The following is a 23,686-nucleotide window of genomic DNA, read 5'->3' as shown; positions in this document are numbered from 1 at the left end:
ACTTTCTCTGACCAGTCTGAAGATTCTGTCTGAAACAAACGCATGCCGCCGACTCGCAACAAAGGCAAAATTGCCACGGCCATGCCGATAAAACCAATTCCCCCGAGCCAGTGCAGCATCGAGCGCCAAATCAGTAATCCTGGAGACGCGGTATCCAGCCCCGTCAAAATCGTCGAGCCGGTGGTGGTGATGCCGGACATCGTTTCAAAAAACGCATCGGTGTAGCTGATGTGATGGATGAGCACCATCGGCAAAGCCGCAAAGGCGCAGACGACAACCCAACTGGCCGTGGTCAACAGGTACATATCTCGTGGACGAAGTTGGGCAACCTCTGGACGCCCGCGAACAATCAGCGCCAGCCCACAGACGAAGGTGATCAGGCTCGACCAGAGAAACGCCGACAGATCATCACTGCGGTCATAAACCATCAGTGTAAACATGGGAATCACCATGCTCACGGCCAACGTGATCAAAAAAATACCCAGGATAAATCCGATAAGCCGCAGTACTGCAATGGACATAAAAGACGCCTGGCTGATGAGCGCCGCACAGTATCAATTGACTCAATATGGCTGCCCGTAAAATTTGCGTAAAATTCATCGGTGGAACTGAGTCCATCTGATTGTCTTTAGCCATCTGCGCGAATGCTTAACCAAAGCGTCGTGACTGACCATGTCCGCGGTTTAGCGGGTCCTTGTTTCTAGGAGAGGGCATTCATGTTGAACTGCAGGCGCTATCTGGCTGGCTCTTCCTGACAGATTCGTAATTGTATAGCCCGTTACCAGCGACTAGACTCCCTCGCATGAAACGCTATCTGCGGTGCTGCCTCATTTTCCTGATCAGCCTGGCGCTTCCCCTGAGCGGGACGGCGGGCGTTCAGTCACCGACAGAACCTTGCCCGATGCAAACGACGGGCATGACCATGATGGACGATATGAACCAGGACTGCTGCGGTGACATGAGCAGCTCCGCCGATCACGGCAAACCCTGCAAACCCTGCAAACCCTGCAAACCTGGCCAGGAATGCAGGAGCGCCAGTCTGCCACAAGTGTCGTTTGGGAAACCTGCCACCCGTTTGTCCAGTCCGCAGATGTTAACAATCTTCAGCGACTCCCTGCCTACTCAGGCCCCGTCCGGGGTGTGGCGACCGCCTCGCGCTTGATTCCTGTACCACACTGAGTCTCATCCCGCTCTGACGCGGGATGGCATATCTGCGCGCAAGTTTGAAGAGGCGCGCAGTGGATCATCACAGGAATCGTGAACATGAATTCCAAGTGCTACTGCACCGGTTGGCCCCTCGTGGCTGCCCTGGCGGCAAGCGTGCTGGCATTGCCGAGCCTTGCTGCGCCGCTGACACTCGACGAAGCCTTGCGCCTTGCTGAAAACAATGCACCATCGCTGACCGCCCAAGCGGCCAAACTGCAAGCGGCCAGCAGCGCCGCCATTCCAGCCGGAGAACTACCCGACCCGAAGCTCCTGCTGGGCGTACAAAACTATCCCATCGGTGGCCCTGACCGCTGGCGCCTCGAGCAGGACTTCATGACTATGCAGATGGTCGGCGTCATGCAGGAGGTGCCCAACCGTGACAAGCGTCGGGCGCGAATCGAAGTTGCCGAGGCATCCGTAGATCGCGCCGCGGCCGAAAGCCGTGTGGAGCGTCTCAACGTTCGTCAGGCCACGGCATTGGCCTGGATCAGCAGCTACTCCGTCGAGAGTAAAGAGGCGCTGTTTCAGAATTTTTACCGGGAGAACCGTCTGTTGGCCGATACCGTCCGGGCGCAGATCGCCGGTGGTCGTGCTCAACCTGCCGATGCAGTAACGCCGAAACAGGAGGCGGCCCAGTTGGCGGAACAACAGGACGATCTGATCCGCTTGCGGGCACAAGCCAGAGCCGCTCTCAGACGCTGGATAGGTCCGGCCGCCAATGACCAGCCGGTCGGTAGTTTGCCCGAGTGGCCCATCGACGCCTCGGGTTATCCCCATAAGCTGCAACATCACCCCGCACTGGCAGCATTCGTACCGATGACCCGTGAAGCAGAAGCCAAGGTCCGTGAAGCCAAGGCGGAAAAGCAGTCCGACTGGAGCTGGGAGCTTGACTACCAGCGTCGCGGACGTCAGTTCGGCGACATGGTCAGTGTACAGTTCACGTTCGACCTGCCGCTGTTCCCCGAATCCCGACAAAACCCGAAGATCGCCGCCAAACATGCCGAACTGAATCAGTTGGAGGCCGAGCGCGAAGCGCTTGCACGTGAGCACGCTCAGCAACTGGAGGACGATCTGGCCGAGTATGAGCGCCTGAACCGTGCCGTGCGCCGTAGTCAGGACAGCCTGTTACCCCTGGCCAAGGAAAAGGTAGGGTTGACCATGGCCAGCTACCGCGCCGGTAAAAGCGACTTGGCGACAGTCATTGCTGCCCGACGTGAACTCATCGAGACCCGCCTCAAACAGATCGATTTCGAAGAACAGCGAGCCCTCACCAGTGCTCGCCTGCATTTTGCTTATGGGGACGGCAATCAATGAGCGCTCGAATCTGGAAAGGGGCTTTGCTGACAGGCCTCTCGATTGCCCTGGGCGCTGCCGGCGGTTACTGGTTTGCTCAGCAGCGAATGAGTGCAATGCCTGAGCCCCCCGCCGAACAGACCCCTGAAACGCAAGACGAACGCAAAGTACTGTATTGGTACGACCCGATGTCCCCGCAGCAGAAGTTCGATAAACCAGGCAAATCACCCTTCATGGACATGGAGTTGGTGCCCCGATACGCTGATGCTGCGGCGGAAAGTGCGGCCATCAGTATCGACCCAAGCCTGACCCAGAATCTCGGCTTGCGTCTGGCCACCGTCACTCGCGGCGTACTTGCTTCCAGTCTGGACGTGGTCGGTGTGCTGGCATTCAACGAGCGGGATGTCGCGGTGATTCAATCGCGTACTGCCGGCTTTGTGGAGCGGGTGTATGCCCGTGCTCCAGGCGATATGCTCAAAGCCAATGCAGCTCTGGCCGATATCCTGGTCCCGGAGTGGGCCGCTGCTCAGGAAGAGTTTCTCGCACTTAAACGCAGTGGCGATGCCGACTTGCTGGCGGCAGCACGCCAACGCTTGCGCTTGACCGGGATGCCAGCGACGCTGATCGCTCAAGTGGAGCGAAGCGGCAAGACCCAGCCGGTCCTGACGCTTACCAGCCCCATTAGCGGTGTACTGCAAGCGTTGGATGTACGTTCGGGTATGACCGTGGCGGCCGGCCAAACGCTGGCTCGAGTCAATGGTTTGAGTAGCGTGTGGCTGGCCGTGGCCGTTCCAGAGTCGGAGACTGGATCGATCATCATGGGGCAAGCGGTCGAAGCACGTCTGCCAGCCTTTCCGGGAACAGTGCTCAAGGGCACGGTCAGCGCGATTCTGCCCGAAACCAATCCCGACAGCCGAACGGTGCGTGTGCGGGTCGAACTGCCCAACCCTGATGGGCGACTCAGGCCGGGTATGACGGCCCAGGTGCACCTGAATCGTTCGACCGAACAAAGCGTGCTGTGGGTGCCGAGCGAGGCAATCATTCGCACCGGCCGACGCGTCTTGGTGATGCTCGCCGAAGACGCTGGTCGCTACCGACCCGTAGAGGTGCAACTCGGGCAGGAAAACGATGGCAATACGGTGGTGTTGAAGGGGTTGGAGGAAGGCCAGCGGGTAGTCAGCTCTGGACAGTTCCTGCTCGATTCCGAGGCCAGTCTCAAGGGCATCGTCGCGAGAGCGCTGGAAATTCCACCACCCAGCGCAGCAGCCTCCAGCCTGCATGAGGCCGATGGCCAGGTTGTCGAGATCAATAGCCAAGACGTGACGCTCGCCCATGGTCCCTTCAAGACGCTGGGCATGCCGGGCATGACCATGACCTTCCCGTTGGCTGACCCGGCGCTCATGCAAGGACTCAAGGCGGGCGACAAGGTTCGGATCGCGGTGAGCCAAACCGATGATGGTTTGCGCGTTGAACGCCTGGAAAAACTAGGGGGCCAGCCATGATCGCCGCCCTGATCCGCTGGTCAGTCGCCAACCGTTTCCTGGTACTGCTGGCCACGATCTTCGTCACGGTATGGGGCGTCTGGTCGGTTCAGAGCACTCCCATCGATGCATTGCCAGACCTTTCCGATGTTCAGGTGATTATCCGCACCCCTTATCCGGGACAAGCGCCGCAGATCGTTGAGAACCAGGTGACCTATCCGTTGGCCACCACCATGCTCTCGGTGCCGGGGGCCAAGACCGTGCGCGGTTACTCCTTTTTCGGCGACAGCTTCGTGTACGTGCTGTTCGAAGACGGCACCGATTTGTATTGGGCCCGCTCGCGGGTGCTGGAGTATTTGAGTCAGGTCCAAAGCCGCCTGCCGGCTTCCGCCAAACCGTCCTTGGGGCCAGACGCCACGGGAGTGGGCTGGATCTATCAGTACGCACTGGTGGACCGCAGTGGCGGACACGACCTGGCGCAACTACGCGCCTTACAGGACTGGTTCCTCAAGTTCGAACTCAAGACCCTGCCGAACGTTGCGGAAGTGGCCACCGTGGGCGGCATGGTCAAGCAGTATCAAGTGCAGCTCGATCCACTCAAGCTGGCTAGCCTCGGTATCACTCAGGCTGAGGTGACCGAGGCTATCGGCAAGGCTAATCAGGAAACCGGTGGCGCTGTGCTGGAGATGGCGGAGACCGAGTTTATGGTGCGCGCTTCCGGTTATCTAAAGACACTCAATGACTTTCGTTCGATTCCGCTCAAGCTCGGTACCGGTGGGGTGCCGGTGTCCCTCGGTGACGTGGCAACTATCCAGCTGGGGCCGGAGATGCGCCGCGGCATCACGGAACTCGACGGCGAAGGCGAGACCGTCGGCGGCGTGGTGATTCTGCGCAGCGGCAAGAACGCTCGCGAAACCATTGCCGCGGTCAAGGCCAAACTTGACGACCTGAAAAGCAGCCTGCCGGCCGGGGTGGAAATCGTCACCACCTACGACCGCAGCAAGCTGATCGACCGCGCCGTGGAAAACCTCAGCCACAAACTGCTCGAGGAGTTCATCGTCGTCGCGTTGGTCTGCGGGATCTTCCTCTGGCACCTGCGCTCATCCCTGGTGGCCATTATCTCCCTACCGGTTGGGGTGCTGATTGCCTTCATCGTCATGCGCTACCAAGGGATCAACGCCAACATCATGTCCCTGGGCGGGATCGCCATTGCCATCGGCGCCATGGTGGATGCCGCCGTCGTAATGATCGAAAACGCCCACAAAAAGGTCGAGGCCTGGTATGCGGCCCATCCAGGCGAAGAGTTGAAGGGCGAACGTCACTGGCATGTGATGACTGAAGCGGCGGCGGAGGTGGGACCAGCGCTGTTCTTCTGCCTGCTGATCATCACCCTGTCGTTCATTCCAGTGTTCACCCTGGAGGCGCAAGAGGGTCGTCTGTTTGGTCCATTGGCCTTCACCAAGACCTATGCCATGGCGGCGGCGGCCGGACTGTCGGTAACTCTGGTGCCGGTACTGATGGGCTACTGGATTCGTGGACGGATCCCCAAAGAGGAACAGAACCCTCTGAACCGCTGGTTGATCAGGATCTATCAGCCGGCCTTGGATACAGTATTGAGTCGGCCCAAAGTTACCCTACTGATCGCGTTATTGGTCTTCCTCAGCGCGTTGTGGCCGATCTCTCGCTTGGGTGGCGAGTTCCTCCCTGCGCTGGACGAGGGCGATTTGCTCTATATGCCTTCGGCTCTGCCGGGGTTGTCGGCGCAGAAAGCGGCGCAGCTGCTGCAACAGACCGACCGCCTGATCAAGACGGTTCCCGAAGTCGAACACGTCTTCGGTAAAGCGGGCCGTGCCGAAACCGCCACCGACCCGGCGCCGCTGGAGATGTTCGAGACCACTATCCAGTTCAAATCACGCGAACAGTGGCGTCCTGGTATGACCCAGGAAAAATTGGTGGAAGAGCTGGATCGAGTGGTACGCGTCCCTGGCCTGACCAACATCTGGATACCACCGATCCGCAACCGCATCGACATGCTCGCCACCGGGATCAAGAGTCCGATCGGAGTGAAAATTGCCGGCACCAATTTGACGGAGATCGATGCAGCCACGCAGGCCGTCCAGCGCGTAGCCAAAAATGTGCCTGGGGTCAGTTCGGCTCTGGCTGAACGATTAACCGGTGGGCGTTACATCGATGTGGATATCGATCGTAAGGCTGCTGCCCGCTATGGATTGAATATCGCTGATGTGCAGTCGATTGTGGCCGGCGCTATAGGGGGTGAAAACGTCGGGGAGACCATTGAAGGGCTCGCCCGCTTCCCAATCAACGTACGTTATCCCCGAGAGTGGCGTGATTCGCTTGGCACCTTGGAGCAACTGCCGATCTACACCCCGCTAGGGAGCCAAATCACCCTCGGCACCGTGGCGAAGGTCAAGGTCAGTGAAGGCCCACCGATGCTCAAGAGCGAAAATGCCCGACCTTCCGGTTGGGTGTATATCGACGTGCGTGGCCGGGATATTGCCTCAGTGGTTGCCGACTTGCGCAGGGTCGTCAGTGAGCAGGTCAAGCTGCAGCCAGGCATGAGCCTGAGTTACTCGGGACAGTTCGAGTTTCTCGAACGGGCCAACGCCCGGCTCAAGTTGGTAGTGCCAGCCACACTGCTGATCATTTTCGTGCTGCTCTACCTGACGTTCGCCCGCTTCGACGAGGCTTTGCTGATCATGGCCACCTTGCCCTTCGCCCTGACTGGTGGGGCGTGGTTCCTCTACCTATTGGGATTCAACCTGTCGGTGGCCACCGGCGTCGGTTTTATCGCCCTGGCCGGCGTGTCTGCCGAATTCGGCGTGATCATGCTGCTCTACTTAAAAAACGCCTGGGCCGAACGTGTAGAGGCCGGCGACAGTACTGAGCGTGGACTAATCGCTGCAATTAGCGAAGGAGCCGTGCAGCGTGTTCGACCCAAGGCCATGACAGTAGCCGTCATCATTGCTGGCCTGTTACCGATCTTATTGGGTAGCGGTACCGGTAGCGAAGTGATGAGCCGCATCGCCGCGCCCATGGTCGGTGGCATGGTCACCGCGCCCTTGTTGTCCTTGTTCGTCATTCCGGCAGCTTACCGCTTGATGCGCCGCCGGCGCATCGCTGTTGAACCCACCAAAACTCAAGGAAAAATCGTATGAAACTGACCCTGATCGCACTCGCAAGCACCGTAGCTGTGCTGTCTCTTTCTGCTCAGGCAGAAGATATGCCGGGTATGAAAATGGACGACATGACCATGCAAGGCATGCAGATGAAGCAGGAAACGAAGCAGGCTCCAGTGGCTAAAGCCGAGGGCACAATCAAGGCCATCAATTCCGAAAAACACACGGTGACTATCGCTCATGGCGCCGTTCCAGCCGTGCAGTGGCCCGCTATGACCATGGGATTCAACGCAACGCCAGAGCAGCTGGCGGGCCTGAAGATTGGGGATCATGTAGCGTTTGAGTTTCGTGCCGAGGGAATGGCAGCCACCATCGTTTCCATCAAGGCTCTGAAGTAACAATGGCATGGCTGGTTGGTTCGACATTCAGTAGCTGATATCGGGCCAGCCATCCGCCACTAATAGGCCGCATTAGTACGAGGAGGCGCAGATGATCCCGAGATGTTCCTGCGATCCCCACCGAAACCGGATCGGTTCGCAATGGGGCTCGCTTCTACTCCACTACAGTTCCAGCCGGCTTTGATATCTATGACAATCAAGACAAGCGGCGATTGAAGCCCTCCTACCCAACCCAGATAGAAGCAGATGCTGAATGCGAAAGGCGTAACGCGTAGAGCTATCGGCATGACTGCAATGGGTCCAGGCTGTGTGAAAACGCATGCACCGTTTTGTAGTCTGCGCTGCTACGTAAAATCTCTGGGCGTTTGGTTAGTCAGGCCCGCTAGAGGATCAGCAGCAGGCGCTGGATGCAGCATGCAGCGCCGATGAACTGTGTAACAGAGTCACCCATTACGAATAGGGTGTTTCGGAAGCTCCGGGCGGAGCCGTCTGCGGGCGTTTCGCCAGGAGGATCTTGCGGGCTGTTTCTACGAAGGGAGTGACGATCAGGCTGTAGATCGTCAGGTAACGGTCGTGATCCTGTTCCCCGGTGCCGAACCGGATGAGCTCGGGCTTCGAGGTGGTGACATAAAGCGTACCGAACATCCAGTCCCAGAGTGACAGGTTGGTACCGAAGTTCTTGTTGAAGTGTCGGGGCGCGTCACTGTGGTGAATCTGGTGCTGGGCCGGGCTGTTCAGCACATGCTCGAACACTGGCCCGAACGAAAGCCAGACATGGCTATGACGCAAGTTTGCCGCAAACCCGTTGAGGATGAACACCAGATAGGTCACGCCGAACAAGGTGTAACGGCTGATCTCCCCGCCACAGGCGTACCAGAAGACACCGGCGTAGGCGCTGAGGCAGACGGCGGAAGTCAGTTTCTCGACAATCTTTTCCACAAAGTGAACCCGGCTCGCAGTTACCGGTACCAGGACGGGCGCCGAATGATGGACTTTGTGAAACGCCCAAAGCCATCGGGAATGAAAGGCCCGGTGGGCCCAGTAATGCGTAAAATCTTTCACAAGAAACACCCCCAGCCCGTAGAGCAGGGAAAGTGAGAGGTTCTCACTCAGTTGCGGGCGCGCGCCCCAAAGGTTGGTGAAAAAGGCGATGTAATCCCCGGAGCGTAGGATATAGGGGTCAACCAGGCCGACGATGGGCAGCACCAGCGCGACTTTCAGGATGGCCCGCACGAAGTAGTACCGGTAATCCAGCAACGCCGAGCGATGGAAATTAACCCGGCTGCCGCCGATGAACTGCCCGAACGAGTGCGCGTCGGTCAGCCCGCGATGCTTCCTGAATCGGAACAGGCTGTAAGCGATGCTGTAGGACGTGAAGAGAAACAGTACACCGAGGCGGCCGTTCAGATCGAAAATACCGAAAAACTGCTCGGTGACGGGCTCGATCACCAACTCGGTCAGGTAGTCATAGATAGGTGAGAGAACATCCACGAAAGGCTGGCCTCCGTCAAAGGGAGGGCATTGTAAATCAGATAGGAATTGCCAAGCCTTTTTATGCGTGGTGTTCAGCCGAAGGTGTGGCTTGCGCTGACGCAGTGGAAATACGATCAAACGTGGGAGGAATGGTGACAGATTTATTGTCAATAATCAGACCGTTCGCTCCTGGCCATTTTTGTCCGTCAGGTCTGGCTGCTTTGGGTCCAGGCTGTGTGAAAACGCATGCACCGTTGTGAAGTCTGCGTTGCTACGTAAAATCTGCCAGCGTTTGGTTGCTCAGCCAGACCTGAAATTTGTGTAGGAACGCGATTTTCGTTGCGGTTCTGACTGTCAAACTCGCTCTAACACGGTTTCACACAGCCTGGGTCGATAGCGACGATCAAGCGTAATGCCTACTCGTGCACCTGCATAAGGAAGCCGACCACGACCCAACGATTTGCGAAGCCGCGGTATTACATAGACAAACCACCCTGACAGGGCCGCAAAATAACCCAGTCCATCCAGGTAAATAATCGCTATAGGCTATTTTTCAGTTCACTCGATTGCGCCCGTTGCGCTTGGCTCGGTAGAGCGCGTCATCGGCACGAGTCAGGAGGCTCTCCAGGTTGTCACCGGTTTTGGCGAGGGCGACACCAAAGGACGCGGTTATGGTGTCGAGTACCTTGTCGGTGCCACGTGCCTTGATCCGCAACGACTGGATTTTCAGGCGCAGCTGCTCAGCGAAGGCATAGGCGCTAGTGAGATCGGTGCACACCTGCAGACTTCAGTAATCCGCTGATAAAGTGGCCTGGTTGTCCTGGTTGAGTTTGAGGTGCAAACGTTCCTGGACGTGGTTGAAGGTGCCGTCATCACGTCAGCCATAGAAGCGCTGGTTACTCCGTTGACCAAGGCCCGAGCCGTTCAGCCAAGTCCCACCATGCCACCCCGGAGCACAGGATCCAGAGGAAGCCATTAAGTATGAGTCAATCATCACTGTGAGGACGGCCCGATTTCTGTTCGCAAGAAACCAGATCAGCGATCACATTGGTATGCTCGTAACGCTCTATCAGCGGGCCTCCAACCAGGCATGGCCGTAACTTACCCGAGAGGACTTTTCGTACAGAACCTAGCAATGATAGTCATCCGCGGCATCACCTACGAGATCATCCTCGGCAACGCCGTCGGCGCCGTTGTCATGACAGGGGGAGCTGGCAGTGCCCTCTTCCAAGCCAAAGGTGTGGGGCAACCTGCTGCATGCTGACAAATACGGAAGCCACAGCAGCCTGGTGGTGCTCTTGACTCTCCCACTGGTCGATGAGATCCGCCCATGCTTGCATCATCTCCCGGCGTGGCTCTACATACTCAGCATGGTTATAGGCCGCCCTGGCCTGGTTCGGATCGGTATGCGAAAGCTGGGCGTCGATCCATTCCGCTTTGTAGTCGATTACGTTCAGCGCGGTTGAGATGGTGGGGCGGATACCATGCCCCGTCAGTTGGTCTGCATATCCGCCGCAGAGCCGCATTGAGGGTGTTCTCACTGATGCGCTCTTTCAGATCGCTGCGGTGTGGCAAGAGGTAGTGTTGAGCCGGAAGTTTCGCAGCGAGTAGCTGCCGGACAATCACCATGGCCTGTCGGGACAATGGCACAATGTAGGACGAGACCTCCTTGCTGTCCTTACGCGCGGTTGCAACTGTTTGACGATAATGGGCGGAATAATCCAGAGGCCACGCTTTAAGTCGAATTGCTCGGACACAGCCGAGCGCAACTCACCGGTGCGCACCCCCGTCAGCAGCAACAGCCGCAACCCCCGTTGCGTATTGGTGTCGCCACCGGAGTGACGCAGCTTGTTCAAAAACGCAGGCAGCTCTTCCATCCGCAGGAACGGGTTGTGCGTAACAGGAGGCTGTGGCATTGCCACAATATCGAGGTCTGCCGCCGGATTGACCTCTAGGCCCACCTCCACGATGGCGTACCGGAAAAGTTGATTGAACCAGGTTCGACACTTTTCTGCCGTCGTGAGCGCACCACGACGTTCAATCTTGCGCACCACCTCCAGCAGATCCCTACGAGCGATCTCAAACACCGAAAGCGGGCCCAACCAAGACAACACATCCTTGCCAAAGATTCGATTGATCTGGGAAAGCGTGCTCTGACGTCCAACCTTCAAACTCAACGCCTTGAAATCGCGCCAGCGCCTAAAGAGCGCTTCGAAGGTGTTTTCCGTGGCCAGGCGTGAGGCATTACGCTCTTGTCGCCGGTGGGTGGGCGGATCGACTCCCCTGGCGATCAACGCCCTGGCAACATCGCGCAGAGCGCGTGCATCCCGCAAACCAATTTCAGGATAGGTGCCAGAGAGATACGGGGTTGCTTATCCGCCCAGGAAAAGCGGAAGTGCCAGCTCTTGGCACCTTTCGTATTAACGAAAAGAGCGAGGCCGTCGTAGTCAGGGAGGGTGTAAGCCTTAGCTCTGGGTTTGGCGTGTCGGACCGCGGTATCGGTGAGGGCCATCGTTCAATCTCCGTCTCAATGGATGGAGGAGATTTGTACGGTTTCCAGTGAGGCGAGCACCACAAAAAAGCGATCGGCCAAGTGCCGGATTTGCCGGATTAATGTACTAAAAAATGTACTAAAAAATCGTGGCTGGTAGTGGTTTCGAGTGGAACTTACAGGAACAAAAAAAGAGGCATCAGCCTCTTTTTTCAGTCTCTACAGACTTCAATGGAAGCCTGTAGAAAAATAATTGGAGCGGGAAACGAGACTCGAACTCGCGACCCCGACCTTGGCAAGGTCGTGCTCTACCAACTGAGCTATTCCCGCATCTTGGTAACTGAGCGCCATTCTATAGATTCCAGATGCCCAGTCAACCCCTTGATTCAAAAAAGTTTTATTTCTTTTCCGTGTCAGTCTTCAAGTGCGGCCAGGCGGCGCGCAAATATTGCAGCATCGACCACAGTGTCAGCCCCGCCGCGATCAGCAGCAGCGCGTAGCCCACCAAGACCCAGAAACTGAAGTCCGAGGGGTTGGCCAGCAGGATAACCAGCGCCAGCATTTGCGCGGCGGTTTTCCATTTGCCCATGTTCGAGACCGCGACATGGGCGCGGGCGCCGATTTCCGCCATCCACTCGCGCAAGGCGGAGACCACGATTTCGCGGCCGATGATTACGGCTGCCGGTAATGTGAGCCACAGATTGGCGTGTTCTTGCACCAGCAGCACCAAGGCCACTGCCACCATCAGCTTGTCGGCCACCGGGTCGAGGAAGGCCCCGAACGGTGTGCTTTGTTCCAGCCGGCGAGCCAGGTAACCGTCCAGCCAGTCGGTGGCAGCAGCGAACGCAAAGACTGAACTGGCCGCCATGTAGCTCCAGTGGTAGGGCAGGTAAAACAACAGAATGAAGATCGGAATAAGCAGGACGCGTAATACGGTGATCAGATTAGGGATATTCATCGGCACAACTGGCTACGAGGTGAGTCGGGCATTCTACTCGCTGTGCAGGTTTGCATAAATCAACTCCGCGAGCTTTTTACTGATCCCCGGTGCTTTGGCGATCTCTTCGATGCTGGCACGAGACAGCTCCTGTAATCCACCAAAATGTTTGAGCAGTTCGCGGCGGCGTTTCGGGCCAACCCCTGCGACCCCTTCCAGGGTTGAGGTACGCCGGGTTTTGCCGCGTCGCGCGCGGTGCCCGGTAATGGCAAAACGATGCGCCTCATCGCGTATCTGCTGGATCAGATGCAAGGCCGGGGAGTCGCCGCGCAAGGTGAATTCATGGGCGGCGTCATTCAGGTAAAGGGTTTCGAACCCGGCCTTGCGTGTGGCCCCTTTGGCGACACCGAGCAAAATCAGGTCGGGCACCGCCAGTTCATTGAGCACGTCACGGGCCATGGACAGCTGACCTTTACCGCCGTCCACCAGAAGAATGTCTGGCAACTTGCCCTCGCCGTCCTTGAGCTTGCTGAACCGTCGAGTCAGGGCCTGATGCATCGCCGCGTAATCATCGCCCGGGGTCACGCCTTCGATATTGTAGCGACGATAGTCGGACTTGAGCGGCCCTTCAGGTCCAAAGACCACGCAGGAGGCCACCGTCGCCTCGCCACTGGAGTGGCTGATGTCATAACACTCGAGGCGTTGTGGCGGCTCATCCAGGTTCAGCACCTCAGCCAGCGCTTCGAACCGTGCGGCCACATGCTGGCGGTTGGCTAAACGCGCGCCCAGCGCCTGCTCGGCATTGGTCACCGCCAGTTGCTGCCAGCGCGCGCGAGTCCCGCGAACCCGGTGGCTGATGCTCAGCTCGCGGCCACGCAGCTCTTCGATGGCGGCGATGATCACCGGGAAGTCTTCATGGACGACGTTGACGATCAGTTCGCTCGGCAGGTCCCGTTCCGGGCTGCTGATGTAGTACTGACCGAGGAATGCCGCCATGACCTCGGCCACCTCCTCTTCAATACCGACTTGCGGAAAGAAGTTCTTGCTACCGAGGACCCGCCCGCCCCGCACGCTGATCAGGTGCACGCAGGCACCGCCAGGGTTGATGAACGCCGCGACCACATCAACGTCGCCGGTACCGCCCTCCATGCTCTGCTGGTCCTGAACCCGACGCAGCAGGGAGATCTGGTCACGCAGTTCGGCGGCGCGCTCGAAGTCCAGGGTGCTCGCGGCCTGCTCCATGCCACTGGACAGTTCGTCAGTCAGGGCATTGCTGCGGCCTTCGAGGAACATCACCGAATGGCGCACGTCTTCGGCATACACCTGAGGTTCGACCAGCCCGACACAGGGCGCCTTGCAGCGTTTGATCTGGTATTGCAGACAGGGCCGCGTGCGGTTCTTGAAGTAACTGTCCTCGCACTGGCGAACCAGGAAGGTCTTCTGCAACAGGCTCAGGCTCTCGCGAATCGCCCCCGCGCTCGGATAAGGCCCGAAGTATTTGCCCTTCTGCTTTTTCGCCCCGCGATGGATGCTCAAGCGCGGAAATTCAGCATCCGAAAGAAAGACGTAGGGGTAGGATTTATCGTCGCGCAGCAGGATGTTGTAAGGCGGACGCCACTCCTTGATCAGCGTCTGCTCAAGTAATAACGCCTCGGTTTCATTGGCGGTGATCGTCGTTTCGATCTGCGTGATATGCCCGACCAGCGCGGCAGTTTTCGGCGCCAGGCCAGTCTTGCGAAAATAACTCGCCAGGCGTTTTTTCAGGTTTTTCGCTTTACCGACGTAGAGCAGGCGCGCATCGCGGTCGAACATGCGATACACACCAGGGTGCCCACTGCAGGTGGCGAGAAATGCACTTGGATCAAACAGGTCGGTCATTTTCAGAGACTGGCATCAACCATGCCGTGGCGGACCGCCAACAACGTCAACTCGACATCGCTGCTGATCGAGAGCTTCTCGAAAATGCGGTAACGGTAGGTATTCACGGTTTTCGGCGACAGGCACAGCTTGTCGGAAATAATCTGGACTTTCTGACAGCCGACAATCATCAACGCGATCTGGATTTCCCGCTCCGACAGCGCATCGAACGGCGTATCGCTGGTCGGCTGAAAAGACTTGATCGCCAGTTGCTGGGCAATTTGCGGGCTGATGTAGCGCTGCCCTGCAAACACCAGGCGAATCGCCTGAACCATTTCCGACAAGGCCGCACCTTTGGTCAGATAACCTGCGGCACCTGCCTGCAACAGGCGTGTGGGAAACGGATCTTCTTCACATACCGTAACAGCGACAACCTTGATTTCCGGGTGACTGCGCAGCATTTTACGGGTGGCTTCGAGACCGCCGATCCCGGGCATCTTGACGTCCATCAGGACCACATCGGGCTTCAATTCCCGGGCCTTGATCAAGGATTCCTCCCCCGACTCGGCCTGGCCGACCACTTGCAATCCATCTATATCAGACAGCATTCGGGTAATGCCTGTACGAACCAGATCATGATCGTCGACCACTAGCACCCTAATCAAGCAGACACCTCGCGATATGGTCATATGGGTTGCCGGACACCTTAGCAAAAACCGGCGGACAGACCTAGCTGCAAGCGTTATATAAAGAATATCAACTGACTAGGGGCGCCAGCCAAGCGACAGTCGCAGGCCACCCGCCTGATCGATCGGTCAGGAGTCCGTCGGCTCGGTCTTGCGCTTCAAACCATGGGCCACGGAAAACTCCGCCAGGGTAATGGTCAATCGGCGAATTGCATCCTGATCCTCCTTGAACAGCGCCCGATAGCAACCCAGAACCTTTTCTTCCATCTGGCTGAGATTCTCGATCAGCGTCGGGGTTCGGTTCCCCGTCAATACAAACAAGACATCCACGCCTCGCTCTGCCACTCTGGACAAATAGTCTGCCTTAGGCGCGCGTCCGCCATTTTCATATTTGCCTTGCGCGTTAGCTTCAACGCCTCCGATTTCGCCAAAAATTTTCTGCGACAACCCAAGTCGCTCTCTTTCCTGCCTTAACCGCGAACCGATTCCACTCATTTGGATGTATGATCCTATTTAATTGCACCCCTTGAGGTGCCACACCTGCTGCCCATTGAACACTTTTGAACGGTTTTGAACTATGCCCGGTATTCGCACTGCCGCACAAGCCAAGGCTTGGCTGGAACATCAAGGAAAATCCGTTCAACAATTTGCTCGCGAGCACGGCGTTGATCCGGCCACCACTTATCAAGTGCTCGCTGGGCGAAAGAAGGGACGGCGTGGAGAGGCCCACAAGGTGGCGGTCCTGTTGGGCATGAAAGATGGTGTCATCCTGGCGGACACAGAGCAGCAGGGTCAGGAGCAGGGTCAGGCTTGAAGTATCAGTATGCGCCAGTAGTACTCGATTTACTCGAAATGCCGTCTTACGCGATACATCAGGCGTTATCAGTATAGCGGACATAAACCGCTCTACCTCAACGGCTAAGGCTCAACGCAGCACAGTCGCTCCATTTGCAGAAAGCAATCGTCGTCGCCGACCACCAGCAAGCCCATCCGCTCATAAAGCTGCTGTGCCGGATTGCCTTTGAATACGGTAAGCCGCAGCGCAGGTCGCCGCTCGTGGCTGGCCATCGAAAACGTCTGCTCGATCGCCCAGCTTCCAGCTCCCTGGCCACGACTGGCCTCGATCACATGCAGTTCGCGGATATACAAAGCCTGTTCATCGCGACTCAGACTGAGAAACCCCAGCACTGATTCGCCCCGGCAAATCAGCCAGTTCTGGCGACCAGCCCACGCCACATCAAAGGCTTCGTCGTGCCAGCGCAGATCGTAGCGAATGTAATAGCGCCGCATCGTTTCGTGGGTCAGCTCCCGGGCGAAGCGCAGGTCTGCCGACGAAGCGGGACGTAACTCAAAGTCCATCACTGCACTTGCCGATGGGCGCGACAGCCAACACCGGGGTCACCCCGGGTTCCCGGGCAATGTCGCGCAGGGGCTGCGGCTGCGGGACCGGGTCATCCGGGATGGAGAGCGAGTGAGGGGCCGCGATGGTCATTGTGGTCATGTTGCATCCCGGTTAACAGGTCGTCTTGAAACACATCAAGTGTGGCACAAAGCATCAGACCGCTTAAGCCATAGAGATCGACTCAAGGGTCTATAGCAATTTCTGATTGAACCCCGACGCTCGCCTCGAGTAAGCTCGGCGCATTCATCGGAGAAACAGCATGCTGCCTACCCTCTCACTGCCTCGTCATACCGCCAGCGCCCCGCGCTCGGTTGCGGCTGCGCGAGTGAGCCAGGCGTGTGCTCCGGTCAGCTTTTATTTTGGGTATTGGTTTAGCCACTGGCGCGCCTGATACCCACACGGCGCCCACTTCTACGGGTCGCCACTTGAGAATACTCAACCCCCGGTCGGCTTCCCGATCGGGGGTTTTGTTTTTTCAGCGCCCTATTTTTCAGCCCCATGGATTTTCAGCGTCACTCCATAACGAATCGAGGAATCACCCCATGACTTACGCCACCTATTACCGCTATGACACCTGCACCACCTGGCGATTTACCAGCCTCCGCTCGGGACAGCCTGCCGCCTCCGATCGGTCACCCACAGGTGGCAAGCACACACACGTAGCCAATCCGGCCAATTGTCGAACACCCCAGTAGGGCCGAGCGCGCGGGAACGAACCCGCCGCCAGCCCAGGAAGCCCGAATATGAACTCGTCCGTCTCCGCTCTGCCGCTGTCCACCCTGCCCTCTGCCAATGAAGCGCTGACCTTGCGTCTGCCGAGCTCACTGGCGCTCAAGCAGCAATTGCCGCTCAACACGGCCCTGACCCAGCAAGTCGCCACCCATCGTCAAGCGGTGCGCGCCATCCTCAACGGTGAAGACTCTCGTTTGCTGGTAATCGTCGGCCCCTGCTCTCTCCATGACCCGCAATCGGCACTCGAATACGCCGGCAACCTCGCGCGCCTGGCGACCGAGGTCAGCGATCAAATGCTGCTGGTGATGCGCGCCTACGTCGAAAAGCCCCGCACCACCATCGGCTGGAAAGGCCTGGCCTACGATCCGCAGCTCGATGGCAGCGATGACATGGCCGGCGGTTTGACCTTGTCCCGCGAGCTGATGCGCGAAATGCTGCGCCTGGGTTTGCCGATTGCCACCGAATTACTGCAGCCAATGGCCGCGAGCTACTTCGATGACCTGTTGAGCTGGGTCGCCATCGGTGCACGCACCACCGAGTCGCAGATCCACCGGGAAATGGCCAGCGGCCTGAGCATGCCGGTCGGTTTCAAGAACGGCACCGATGGCGGCGTCGCCATCGCCTGTGACGCCATGCGCTCGGCGGCCCACCCCCATCGTCATTTCGGGGTCGACAGCCAGGGGCATCCGGCGCTCATCCAGACGACGGGCAATCCGGACACCCACCTGGTACTGCGCGGCGGCCATCGCGGGCCGAACTACGACCGCCAAAGCGTCAGCCAGGTGCACGGCGACCTGAAAAAACTGGCGATCCCGACGCGGATCATGGTCGATTGCAGCCACGCCAACAGTGGCAAAGACCCGTCACGCCAACCGGCGGTGTTCGCCGATGTGCTCGAGCAACGCGTGCAAGGCGACCGTTCGCTGATCGGCATGATGCTTGAGAGCCACCTGTTCGAAGGCTGCCAGTCGCTGGGCAAGAGCCTGCGTTATGGGGTGTCCGTCACCGATGGTTGCCTGGGCTGGGAGTCCACCGAGGAGCTCTTGCGCCAGGCAGCCTGGCGGTTGCGTGGAGCCATAACCTGACCATTTCTATTCCATTTTCTCCAGAACACAGCGGCTTTTTCCCACCCATTGGTCTTGGCCGCCTGCACTAGAGTGAGGAGGGAAATCCGCCCCCCTTCATTGAAGAAAGGAACGACCATGCAACGGAATGCAGAGACTCACTATCCCATTCTCCTGGTACACGGACTGTTCGGCTTCGAGCGCATCGGCAAGCTCGAACTCTTCCACGGCATCAAGCCTGCCCTGCGACACGCTGGCGCGAGAGTATTCGTCCCTTACCTGTCCGCGGTTAACAGCAACGAACTGCGCGGCGAACAGTTACTCGCGCAAATCGATCGGGTACTGCTCGAAACCGGCGCCCCCAAGGTCAATCTGATCGGCCATAGCCAGGGCGCGCTGGCCGCACGTTATGCGGGGGCGAAGCAACCGAAAACGGTCGCGTCGGTGACCTCGGTCAGCGGCCCCAATCATGGCTCCGAACTCGCCGACCACCTGCGCAAGGCATTGACCCCCGGTCGATTGCCCGAGTATGTGGCCGCCTCCTTGATAACCCGGTTTGCCGAGTTTCTGACCTTGTTCAGCAGCACCCCGCAGCCTCCACATAATGCGATAGCAGCACTCAACGCCCTGACCACCGAAGGCGTAGCCGCCTTCAACCACAAGTATCCGCAAGGCCTGCCGAAAACCTGGGGTGACAGCGGCAACGAGCTGGTCAACGGCGTGCGCTATTTCTCCTGGAGCGGCATCCTCACCGACAACCCTCTCGGTAAAGAGCCGAAGCTGCTCGACCCACTTCACCGCGCATGCCGGGCTTTTTCCGAGCACTTCAACACCGAACCTGACGCCAATGACGGCTTGGTCGGCCGCTACAGCTCACACCTGGGCACGGTCATTCGCTCCGACTACCCGCTGGACCATATGGAAACCATCAATCAACCGGCCGGCCTGGCGCGCCAAGAGGTCGACCCGGTCGAGCTCTATGTCCAGCACGCCGAACGCCTGAAAAACCTTGGGTTGTGACCCCGTGCCGAGCGCTGCCGTGACCAGGGCGCACCGAAAGCAGGCACTGCCAGGGAACTTTGCCGAGAAATAGCCCACAGAATCCGGTAGGCTCAACACTTTAATGCAAGTTGAATGGAGTATTTCCCATGGCCAAAGCCACTGCCCGTCACATCCTGGTTGCCTCTGAAGACAAGTGCAACGAACTGAAAGCCCAAATCGAAGCCGGCGCCGACTTCGCTGAAGTCGCCAAAGCCAACTCCACCTGCCCGTCCAGCCGCCAGGGTGGCGATCTCGGTTCCTTCGGCCCGGGCCAGATGGTCAAGGAATTCGACGCCGTGGTCTTCAGCGCACCGATCAACACCGTGCAAGGCCCGGTCAAGACCCAGTTCGGTTATCACCTGCTGGAAGTGACCAGCCGTCAGGACTGATCAATCCGCGATTTTGTTTAAACAACGGCCCGCCTTCTGGTGGGCCGTTGCATTTCAGTGACGCAATTGTGACTGGCGAGGGACACGCCGGTAGCGTACAAATTATCTTCATCGATCACCCGGCTTCTAAGGCTGACAATGCGACTGGCTTTCCCCTTACTGATGCTCACCGTCCTGACCCTGTTACTGGGCGCCACGGCTGCGAATGCCGCACCGCAACATGCGTTGACGGTGTATGGCGAACCCGCCAGATACCCCGCCGGCTTCAGTCACTTTGCCTATGCCAATCCACTGGCCCCCAAGGGTGGCAGCATGCGCCGTTCGGCCATCGAGATCGGCCATTTCGACCATGTATTGCCCTATATCGACAAGGGTATCGGCGTTTCCCAGCTCGATGGCTTGATCTATTCGCCGCTGGCCCAGCGCTCACTGGATGAGCCCTACACGGTGTACGGCCTGGTCGCGCAAAAGATGGAGCGGGCCGACGACGGTTTGTCGCTGCGTTTCTATCTGAACCCCAAAGCCCGTTTCGCCGACGGCACGCCGATCACCGCCGAGGATGTGCGCTACACCTACGATTTGCTGATGACCCAGGGCAGCCTGCGTTATCGCACCCAGTTTGCCGACGTCAAAGGCGTCGAAGTGGAGTCGCCGCGCACCATCCGGTTCGACTTCAAGAGCAATGAAAACCGCACCCTGCCACTGGACATCGCGACCTTGCCGGTGCTTCCCGAGCACTGGTGGAAAACCCGCGACTTTGCCAATGGTGGCGGCTACGAAGCGCCGCTGGGCAGCGGTCCGTATCGAGTCAGCAAGGTCGACTCCGGCCGCAGCATCACCTTTGCCCGCAACGCCGACTGGTGGGGCAAGGACTTGCCCGTCAGCCGCGGGCTCTACAACTTCGATCTATTCAGCATCGAGTACTTCGGCGACACCGACGTCGCGCGCCAGGTGCTGCGCGGTGGTGCCTACGACTACAACCGGGAATTCTCGGCCACCGGCTTCTCCATCGGTTACGAAGGCCCGGCCCTGAGCGATGGCCGCCTGCAGAAAGCCCATCTGGCCAAAGAGGCACCGCAACCCTCCCAGGGCTTTGTGTTCAATCTGCAAAACCCGATGTTCCAGGATCGCCGAGTGCGCCAGGCGCTGGCGATGCTCTGGGACTTCGAGTGGAGCAACCGGCAGATGATGCGTGACATGTATATCCGCCAGCAGAGCTACTTCTCCAATACCGCACTGGCGGCCCGGGCCCTTCCCGATGCGGGCGAGCTGGCAATCCTCGAGCCGTTGCGCGGACAGATTCCCGATGAAGTCTTCACCCAGGTATTCGAAGCGCCGAAGACCGATGGCAGCGGCCTGATCCGCGACAAACAGTTGCAGGCACTGGCCCTGCTCGAAAAGGCCGGCTGGAAACCGGACGGTGATCAGCTGGTCAATGCCGCGGGCGAACCCCTGAGTTTCACCTTCCTCAACACTCAAAGCGGCATTGACCGCCTGCTGCTGCCTTACAAGCGCACCCTGGCGCAGATCGGCATCACCCTGAACATTCGGCGCATCGACTCCTCGCAGTATGTGAACCGGCTGATGGCCCGGGACTACGACATGATCGTCACCGGCTACCCGGTCACCACTTCACCGGGCATGGAGCTGTACAACTACTTTGGCTCGGCCTCGGCCAATGACCCCGGTTCCAATAACTACATGGCCCTGAAGAATCCGGCGGTCGACAGTTTGATCAGCGGCCTGGTCAAAGCCACTACTCAGCCGCAGATGCTGCGTTACGCCCATGCCCTGGACCGGGTGCTGCAGTGGAACTACTACTGGATTCCCAACTACTACCCACCGGGAACCTCCACCGTGTGGTGGAACCGTTTCGGCAGGCCCGCGGTGCAAGCCAGCAATGACGAAGCCATCGAAACCTGGTGGGAAACCAGCAGCATTCCCTTGACCAACGAACAAATGGCCGCCGAGCGCATTCGCCGCGGCAAACCCGGAGGGCCGCATTGATGCTGGCTTACATACTGCGGCGCTTGCTATTGATCATCCCGACCCTGCTGATGATCCTGCTGGTCAACTTCGTCATTGTCCAGGCGGCGCCAGGCGGCCCGGTGGAACAGGCCATCGCTCACCTGCAAGGGATCGGCGGCGCGGGGATCGGTGGTTCCAGTGAGTCCATGAACCATGGCTCGCGGGCCAGTCGCGGCCTCGACCCGAAGCTGATCAAGGACATCGAAAAGCAGTACGGCTTCGACAAACCGGCACCGGAACGGCTGTGGCTGATGCTCAAGAGCTATGCCCGGCTGGACTTCGGCAAGAGCTTCTTTCGCGGTGCGACGGTCACCGACCTGATACTCGACAAGATGCCGGTGACCATCTCCCTCGGGCTCTGGGCGACGCTCATCACCTACCTGGTGTCGATCCCCCTGGGCATTCGCAAAGCGGTGCATCACGGCAGCCATTTCGACATCTGGAGCAGTACCGCGATTATCGTCGGCTATGCCATGCCGGCGTTTCTGTTCGCCATGTTCCTGATCGTGGTGTTCGCTGGCGGCACCTCGCTGAATTGGTTCCCGGTGCGCGGCCTGGTCTCGGACAATTTCGAACAGCTGTCGACCCTCGGCAAAATCGCCGATTACTTCTGGCACCTGGTACTGCCCGTCACCTCGTTGGTGATCGGCGGCTTCGCCACGCTGACCATTCTCACCAAGAACTCGTTCCTCAATGAAATCACCCGGCAGTACGTGGTCACCGCCCGCGCCAAAGGCCTGAGCGAGCGGCGAGTGCTCTATGGCCATGTGTTTCGCAATGCGATGCTGCTGGTGGTCTCGGGGATTCCCCAGGCGTTCATCAGTGTGTTTTTCGCCGGCTCCTTGTTGATCGAAGTGATCTTCTCCCTCGACGGCCTGGGCCGCATGAGTTACGAAGCAGCGGTCTCGCGGGATTACCCGGTGGTATTCGGCTCGCTGTTTATCTTCACCCTGTTCGGCCTGCTGATAAAACTCATCGGCGACCTCTGCTACACCCTGGTCGACCCGCGTATCGACTTTGCCGCGAGGAACGCCTGATGTTCAGACTCTCGCCCCTGGGCCGTCGGCGCTTCGAGCGTTTCAAGAAAAACCGCCGTGGCTGGTGGTCGCTGTGGCTGTTTATCGGCCTGTTCACCCTGACCCTGGGCGGTGAATTGATCGCCAATGACAAACCGCTGGTGCTCAGCTATCAGGATTCGCTGTATTTCCCGGTATTCAAGCGCTACACCGAGCAGGAGTTCGGCGGCCAGCTGCCGTTCCAGGCCGATTACCGCAGCGATTATGTGCAGCAGCTTATCCGCCAGGGTGGCGGCTGGATGCTGTTCCCGCCGATTCCGTTCAATGACGATACCCCCAACTACGAGCTCACCCAACCCGCCCCCAGCCCGCCGTCGAAGGTGAACTGGCTCGGCACCGATGATCAGGCCCGCGACGTCATGGCGCGGGTGATTTTCGGCGCCCGGGTGTCGATCCTGTTTGCCCTGGCGCTGACGTTTATCAGCGCGTTGATCGGCATCGCCGCCGGCGCCCTGCAGGGTTACTACGGTGGCTGGGTCGATCTGCTCGGCCAGCGGCTGCTGGAAGTCTGGTCAGGGCTGCCGGTGCTGTACCTGCTGATCATCCTCTCGGGCTTTGTCGAACCGAATTTCTGGTGGCTGCTGGGGATCATGGCGCTGTTTTCCTGGTTGGCGCTGGTGGACGTGGTGCGCGCCGAGTTCCTGCGTGGGCGCAACCTGGAATACGTCAAGGCTGCCCGGGCTCTGGGCCTGACCGACCGCAAGGTGATCGTGCGGCACATCCTGCCCAATGCGATGAACGCTACGTTGAGTTACTTGCCGTTCATTCTTACCGGGGCGATTTCCACCCTCACCGCCCTGGACTTCCTCGGCTTCGGCATGCCCGCCGGCAGCGCCTCGCTGGGCGAACTGATCGGCCAGGGCAAACAGAACCTGCAAGCGCCCTGGTTGGGCCTGACGGCGTTTTTCACCCTGGCGCTGATTCTTTCGTTGCTGGTGTTTATCGGCGAGGCGTTGCGCGACGCCTTTGATCCGCGATCATGAGTGGACCCCAAG

At 58.8% G+C, this 23,686-nt stretch carries 20 protein-coding genes, 1 tRNA gene and 2 pseudogenes; 12 read left to right on the top strand and 11 right to left on the bottom strand.

Annotated features, from left to right (window positions below):
• The coding region (locus F8N21_RS15075) for a potassium transporter TrkG (protein ID WP_318184175.1) at positions 1 to 521 on the bottom strand (521 nt) is incomplete at its 3' end.
• A gap of 281 nt (positions 522 to 802) precedes the next feature.
• Between F8N21_RS15075 and F8N21_RS30900 the strand changes: the two genes are divergently transcribed.
• From F8N21_RS30900 to F8N21_RS15050, 5 genes are all read left to right on the top strand, one after another.
• On the top strand, positions 803 to 1,162 hold the full coding sequence (locus F8N21_RS30900) for a hypothetical protein (protein WP_150642892.1): 360 nt from the start codon (positions 803 to 805) through the stop codon (positions 1,160 to 1,162).
• A gap of 101 nt (positions 1,163 to 1,263) precedes the next feature.
• Positions 1,264 to 2,520, top strand: coding sequence for a TolC family protein (locus tag F8N21_RS15065; protein ID WP_150642891.1), 1,257 nt, complete (start codon positions 1,264 to 1,266; stop codon positions 2,518 to 2,520).
• Complete coding sequence (locus F8N21_RS15060; RefSeq protein ID WP_150642890.1) at positions 2,517 to 4,001, top strand: efflux RND transporter periplasmic adaptor subunit; 1,485 nt, start codon at positions 2,517 to 2,519, stop codon at positions 3,999 to 4,001. Before F8N21_RS15065 ends, F8N21_RS15060 begins: the two co-directional genes overlap by 4 nt.
• Positions 3,998 to 7,156 (top strand): efflux RND transporter permease subunit, encoded by a 3,159-nt coding sequence (locus F8N21_RS15055; RefSeq protein WP_150642889.1) that lies wholly within the window; start codon positions 3,998 to 4,000, stop codon positions 7,154 to 7,156. The genes F8N21_RS15060 and F8N21_RS15055 overlap by 4 nt, the downstream gene beginning before the upstream one ends.
• Positions 7,153 to 7,515, top strand: coding sequence for a copper-binding protein (locus F8N21_RS15050; RefSeq protein ID WP_150642888.1), 363 nt, complete (start codon positions 7,153 to 7,155; stop codon positions 7,513 to 7,515). Before F8N21_RS15055 ends, F8N21_RS15050 begins: the two co-directional genes overlap by 4 nt.
• A gap of 450 nt (positions 7,516 to 7,965) precedes the next feature.
• On the opposite strand, the gene F8N21_RS15045 is transcribed toward F8N21_RS15050, so the two are convergent.
• From F8N21_RS15045 to F8N21_RS15005, 8 genes and pseudogenes are all read right to left on the bottom strand, one after another.
• The gene (locus F8N21_RS15045; protein WP_150642887.1) at positions 7,966 to 9,006 is read right to left on the bottom strand and encodes a sterol desaturase family protein; all 1,041 of its coding nucleotides are present in this window, start codon (positions 9,004 to 9,006) and stop codon (positions 7,966 to 7,968) included.
• Between the two features lie 535 nt (positions 9,007 to 9,541).
• Positions 9,542 to 9,772, bottom strand: a pseudogene (locus tag F8N21_RS15040) (diguanylate cyclase); the annotation flags it as partial.
• Between the two features lie 493 nt (positions 9,773 to 10,265).
• Positions 10,266 to 11,500, bottom strand: a pseudogene (locus F8N21_RS15030) (tyrosine-type recombinase/integrase); the annotation flags it as partial.
• 233 nt (positions 11,501 to 11,733) lie between these two features.
• A tRNA-Gly gene (locus tag F8N21_RS15025) sits at positions 11,734 to 11,809 on the bottom strand.
• Positions 11,810 to 11,876: 67 nt separating this feature from the next.
• Complete coding sequence (pgsA, locus tag F8N21_RS15020) at positions 11,877 to 12,437, bottom strand: CDP-diacylglycerol--glycerol-3-phosphate 3-phosphatidyltransferase (protein ID WP_150642886.1); 561 nt, start codon at positions 12,435 to 12,437, stop codon at positions 11,877 to 11,879.
• Positions 12,438 to 12,470: 33 nt separating this feature from the next.
• Complete coding sequence (gene uvrC, locus F8N21_RS15015; protein ID WP_150642885.1) at positions 12,471 to 14,294, bottom strand: excinuclease ABC subunit UvrC; 1,824 nt, start codon at positions 14,292 to 14,294, stop codon at positions 12,471 to 12,473.
• Positions 14,295 to 14,296: 2 nt separating this feature from the next.
• Entirely contained in the window at positions 14,297 to 14,938 is a 642-nt protein-coding gene (gene uvrY, locus F8N21_RS15010; RefSeq protein WP_191624332.1) for a UvrY/SirA/GacA family response regulator transcription factor, read from the bottom strand.
• A gap of 150 nt (positions 14,939 to 15,088) precedes the next feature.
• Positions 15,089 to 15,454, bottom strand: coding sequence for a helix-turn-helix domain-containing protein (locus F8N21_RS15005; protein ID WP_150642883.1), 366 nt, complete (start codon positions 15,452 to 15,454; stop codon positions 15,089 to 15,091).
• Positions 15,455 to 15,536: 82 nt separating this feature from the next.
• Between F8N21_RS15005 and F8N21_RS15000 the strand changes: the two genes are divergently transcribed.
• Positions 15,537 to 15,773: a DNA-binding protein gene (locus F8N21_RS15000; RefSeq protein ID WP_150642882.1), complete on the top strand. Its 237-nt coding sequence runs from the start codon at positions 15,537 to 15,539 to the stop codon at positions 15,771 to 15,773.
• A gap of 104 nt (positions 15,774 to 15,877) precedes the next feature.
• Here F8N21_RS15000 and F8N21_RS14995 read toward each other — a convergent pair whose 3' ends face one another.
• Together F8N21_RS14995 and F8N21_RS30475 are read right to left on the bottom strand one after the other, a co-directional pair.
• Positions 15,878 to 16,318 (bottom strand): GNAT family N-acetyltransferase, encoded by a 441-nt coding sequence (locus F8N21_RS14995; protein ID WP_150642881.1) that lies wholly within the window; start codon positions 16,316 to 16,318, stop codon positions 15,878 to 15,880.
• Positions 16,308 to 16,460 (bottom strand): hypothetical protein, encoded by a 153-nt coding sequence (locus tag F8N21_RS30475; RefSeq protein WP_191624331.1) that lies wholly within the window; start codon positions 16,458 to 16,460, stop codon positions 16,308 to 16,310. The genes F8N21_RS14995 and F8N21_RS30475 overlap by 11 nt, the downstream gene beginning before the upstream one ends.
• Before the next feature lie 644 nt (positions 16,461 to 17,104).
• Between F8N21_RS30475 and F8N21_RS14990 the strand changes: the two genes are divergently transcribed.
• The 6 genes from F8N21_RS14990 to F8N21_RS14965 all read left to right on the top strand — a co-directional run bounded on the left by F8N21_RS14990 (position 17,105) and on the right by F8N21_RS14965 (position 23,674).
• Entirely contained in the window at positions 17,105 to 18,178 is a 1,074-nt protein-coding gene (locus tag F8N21_RS14990; RefSeq protein ID WP_150642880.1) for a 3-deoxy-7-phosphoheptulonate synthase, read from the top strand.
• A 117-nt stretch (positions 18,179 to 18,295) separates the two neighbouring features.
• Positions 18,296 to 19,177 carry an esterase/lipase family protein gene (locus F8N21_RS14985; protein ID WP_150642879.1) on the top strand — a complete coding sequence of 294 codons (882 nt, stop codon included), beginning with the start codon at positions 18,296 to 18,298 and terminating at the stop codon, positions 19,175 to 19,177.
• Positions 19,178 to 19,305: 128 nt separating this feature from the next.
• Positions 19,306 to 19,587, top strand: coding sequence for a peptidylprolyl isomerase (locus F8N21_RS14980; RefSeq protein WP_150642878.1), 282 nt, complete (start codon positions 19,306 to 19,308; stop codon positions 19,585 to 19,587).
• A 138-nt stretch (positions 19,588 to 19,725) separates the two neighbouring features.
• A complete protein-coding gene (locus F8N21_RS14975; RefSeq protein ID WP_150642877.1) occupies positions 19,726 to 21,594 on the top strand; it encodes an extracellular solute-binding protein in 1,869 nt (622 codons plus the stop codon).
• Positions 21,594 to 22,652: a microcin C ABC transporter permease YejB gene (locus tag F8N21_RS14970; protein ID WP_150642876.1), complete on the top strand. Its 1,059-nt coding sequence runs from the start codon at positions 21,594 to 21,596 to the stop codon at positions 22,650 to 22,652. Before F8N21_RS14975 ends, F8N21_RS14970 begins: the two co-directional genes overlap by 1 nt.
• Positions 22,652 to 23,674: an ABC transporter permease gene (locus tag F8N21_RS14965; protein WP_191624330.1), complete on the top strand. Its 1,023-nt coding sequence runs from the start codon at positions 22,652 to 22,654 to the stop codon at positions 23,672 to 23,674. The genes F8N21_RS14970 and F8N21_RS14965 overlap by 1 nt, the downstream gene beginning before the upstream one ends.
• Positions 23,675 to 23,686 lie beyond the last annotated feature (12 nt).

The organism is Pseudomonas fluorescens, from assembly GCF_902497895.1.
GTDB classification, from domain to species: Bacteria; Pseudomonadota; Gammaproteobacteria; order Pseudomonadales; family Pseudomonadaceae; genus Aquipseudomonas; species Aquipseudomonas fluorescens_BP.
The sequence above is the reverse complement of the archived record's forward strand: the minus strand, read 5'-3'. Positions and strand labels throughout refer to the sequence as shown.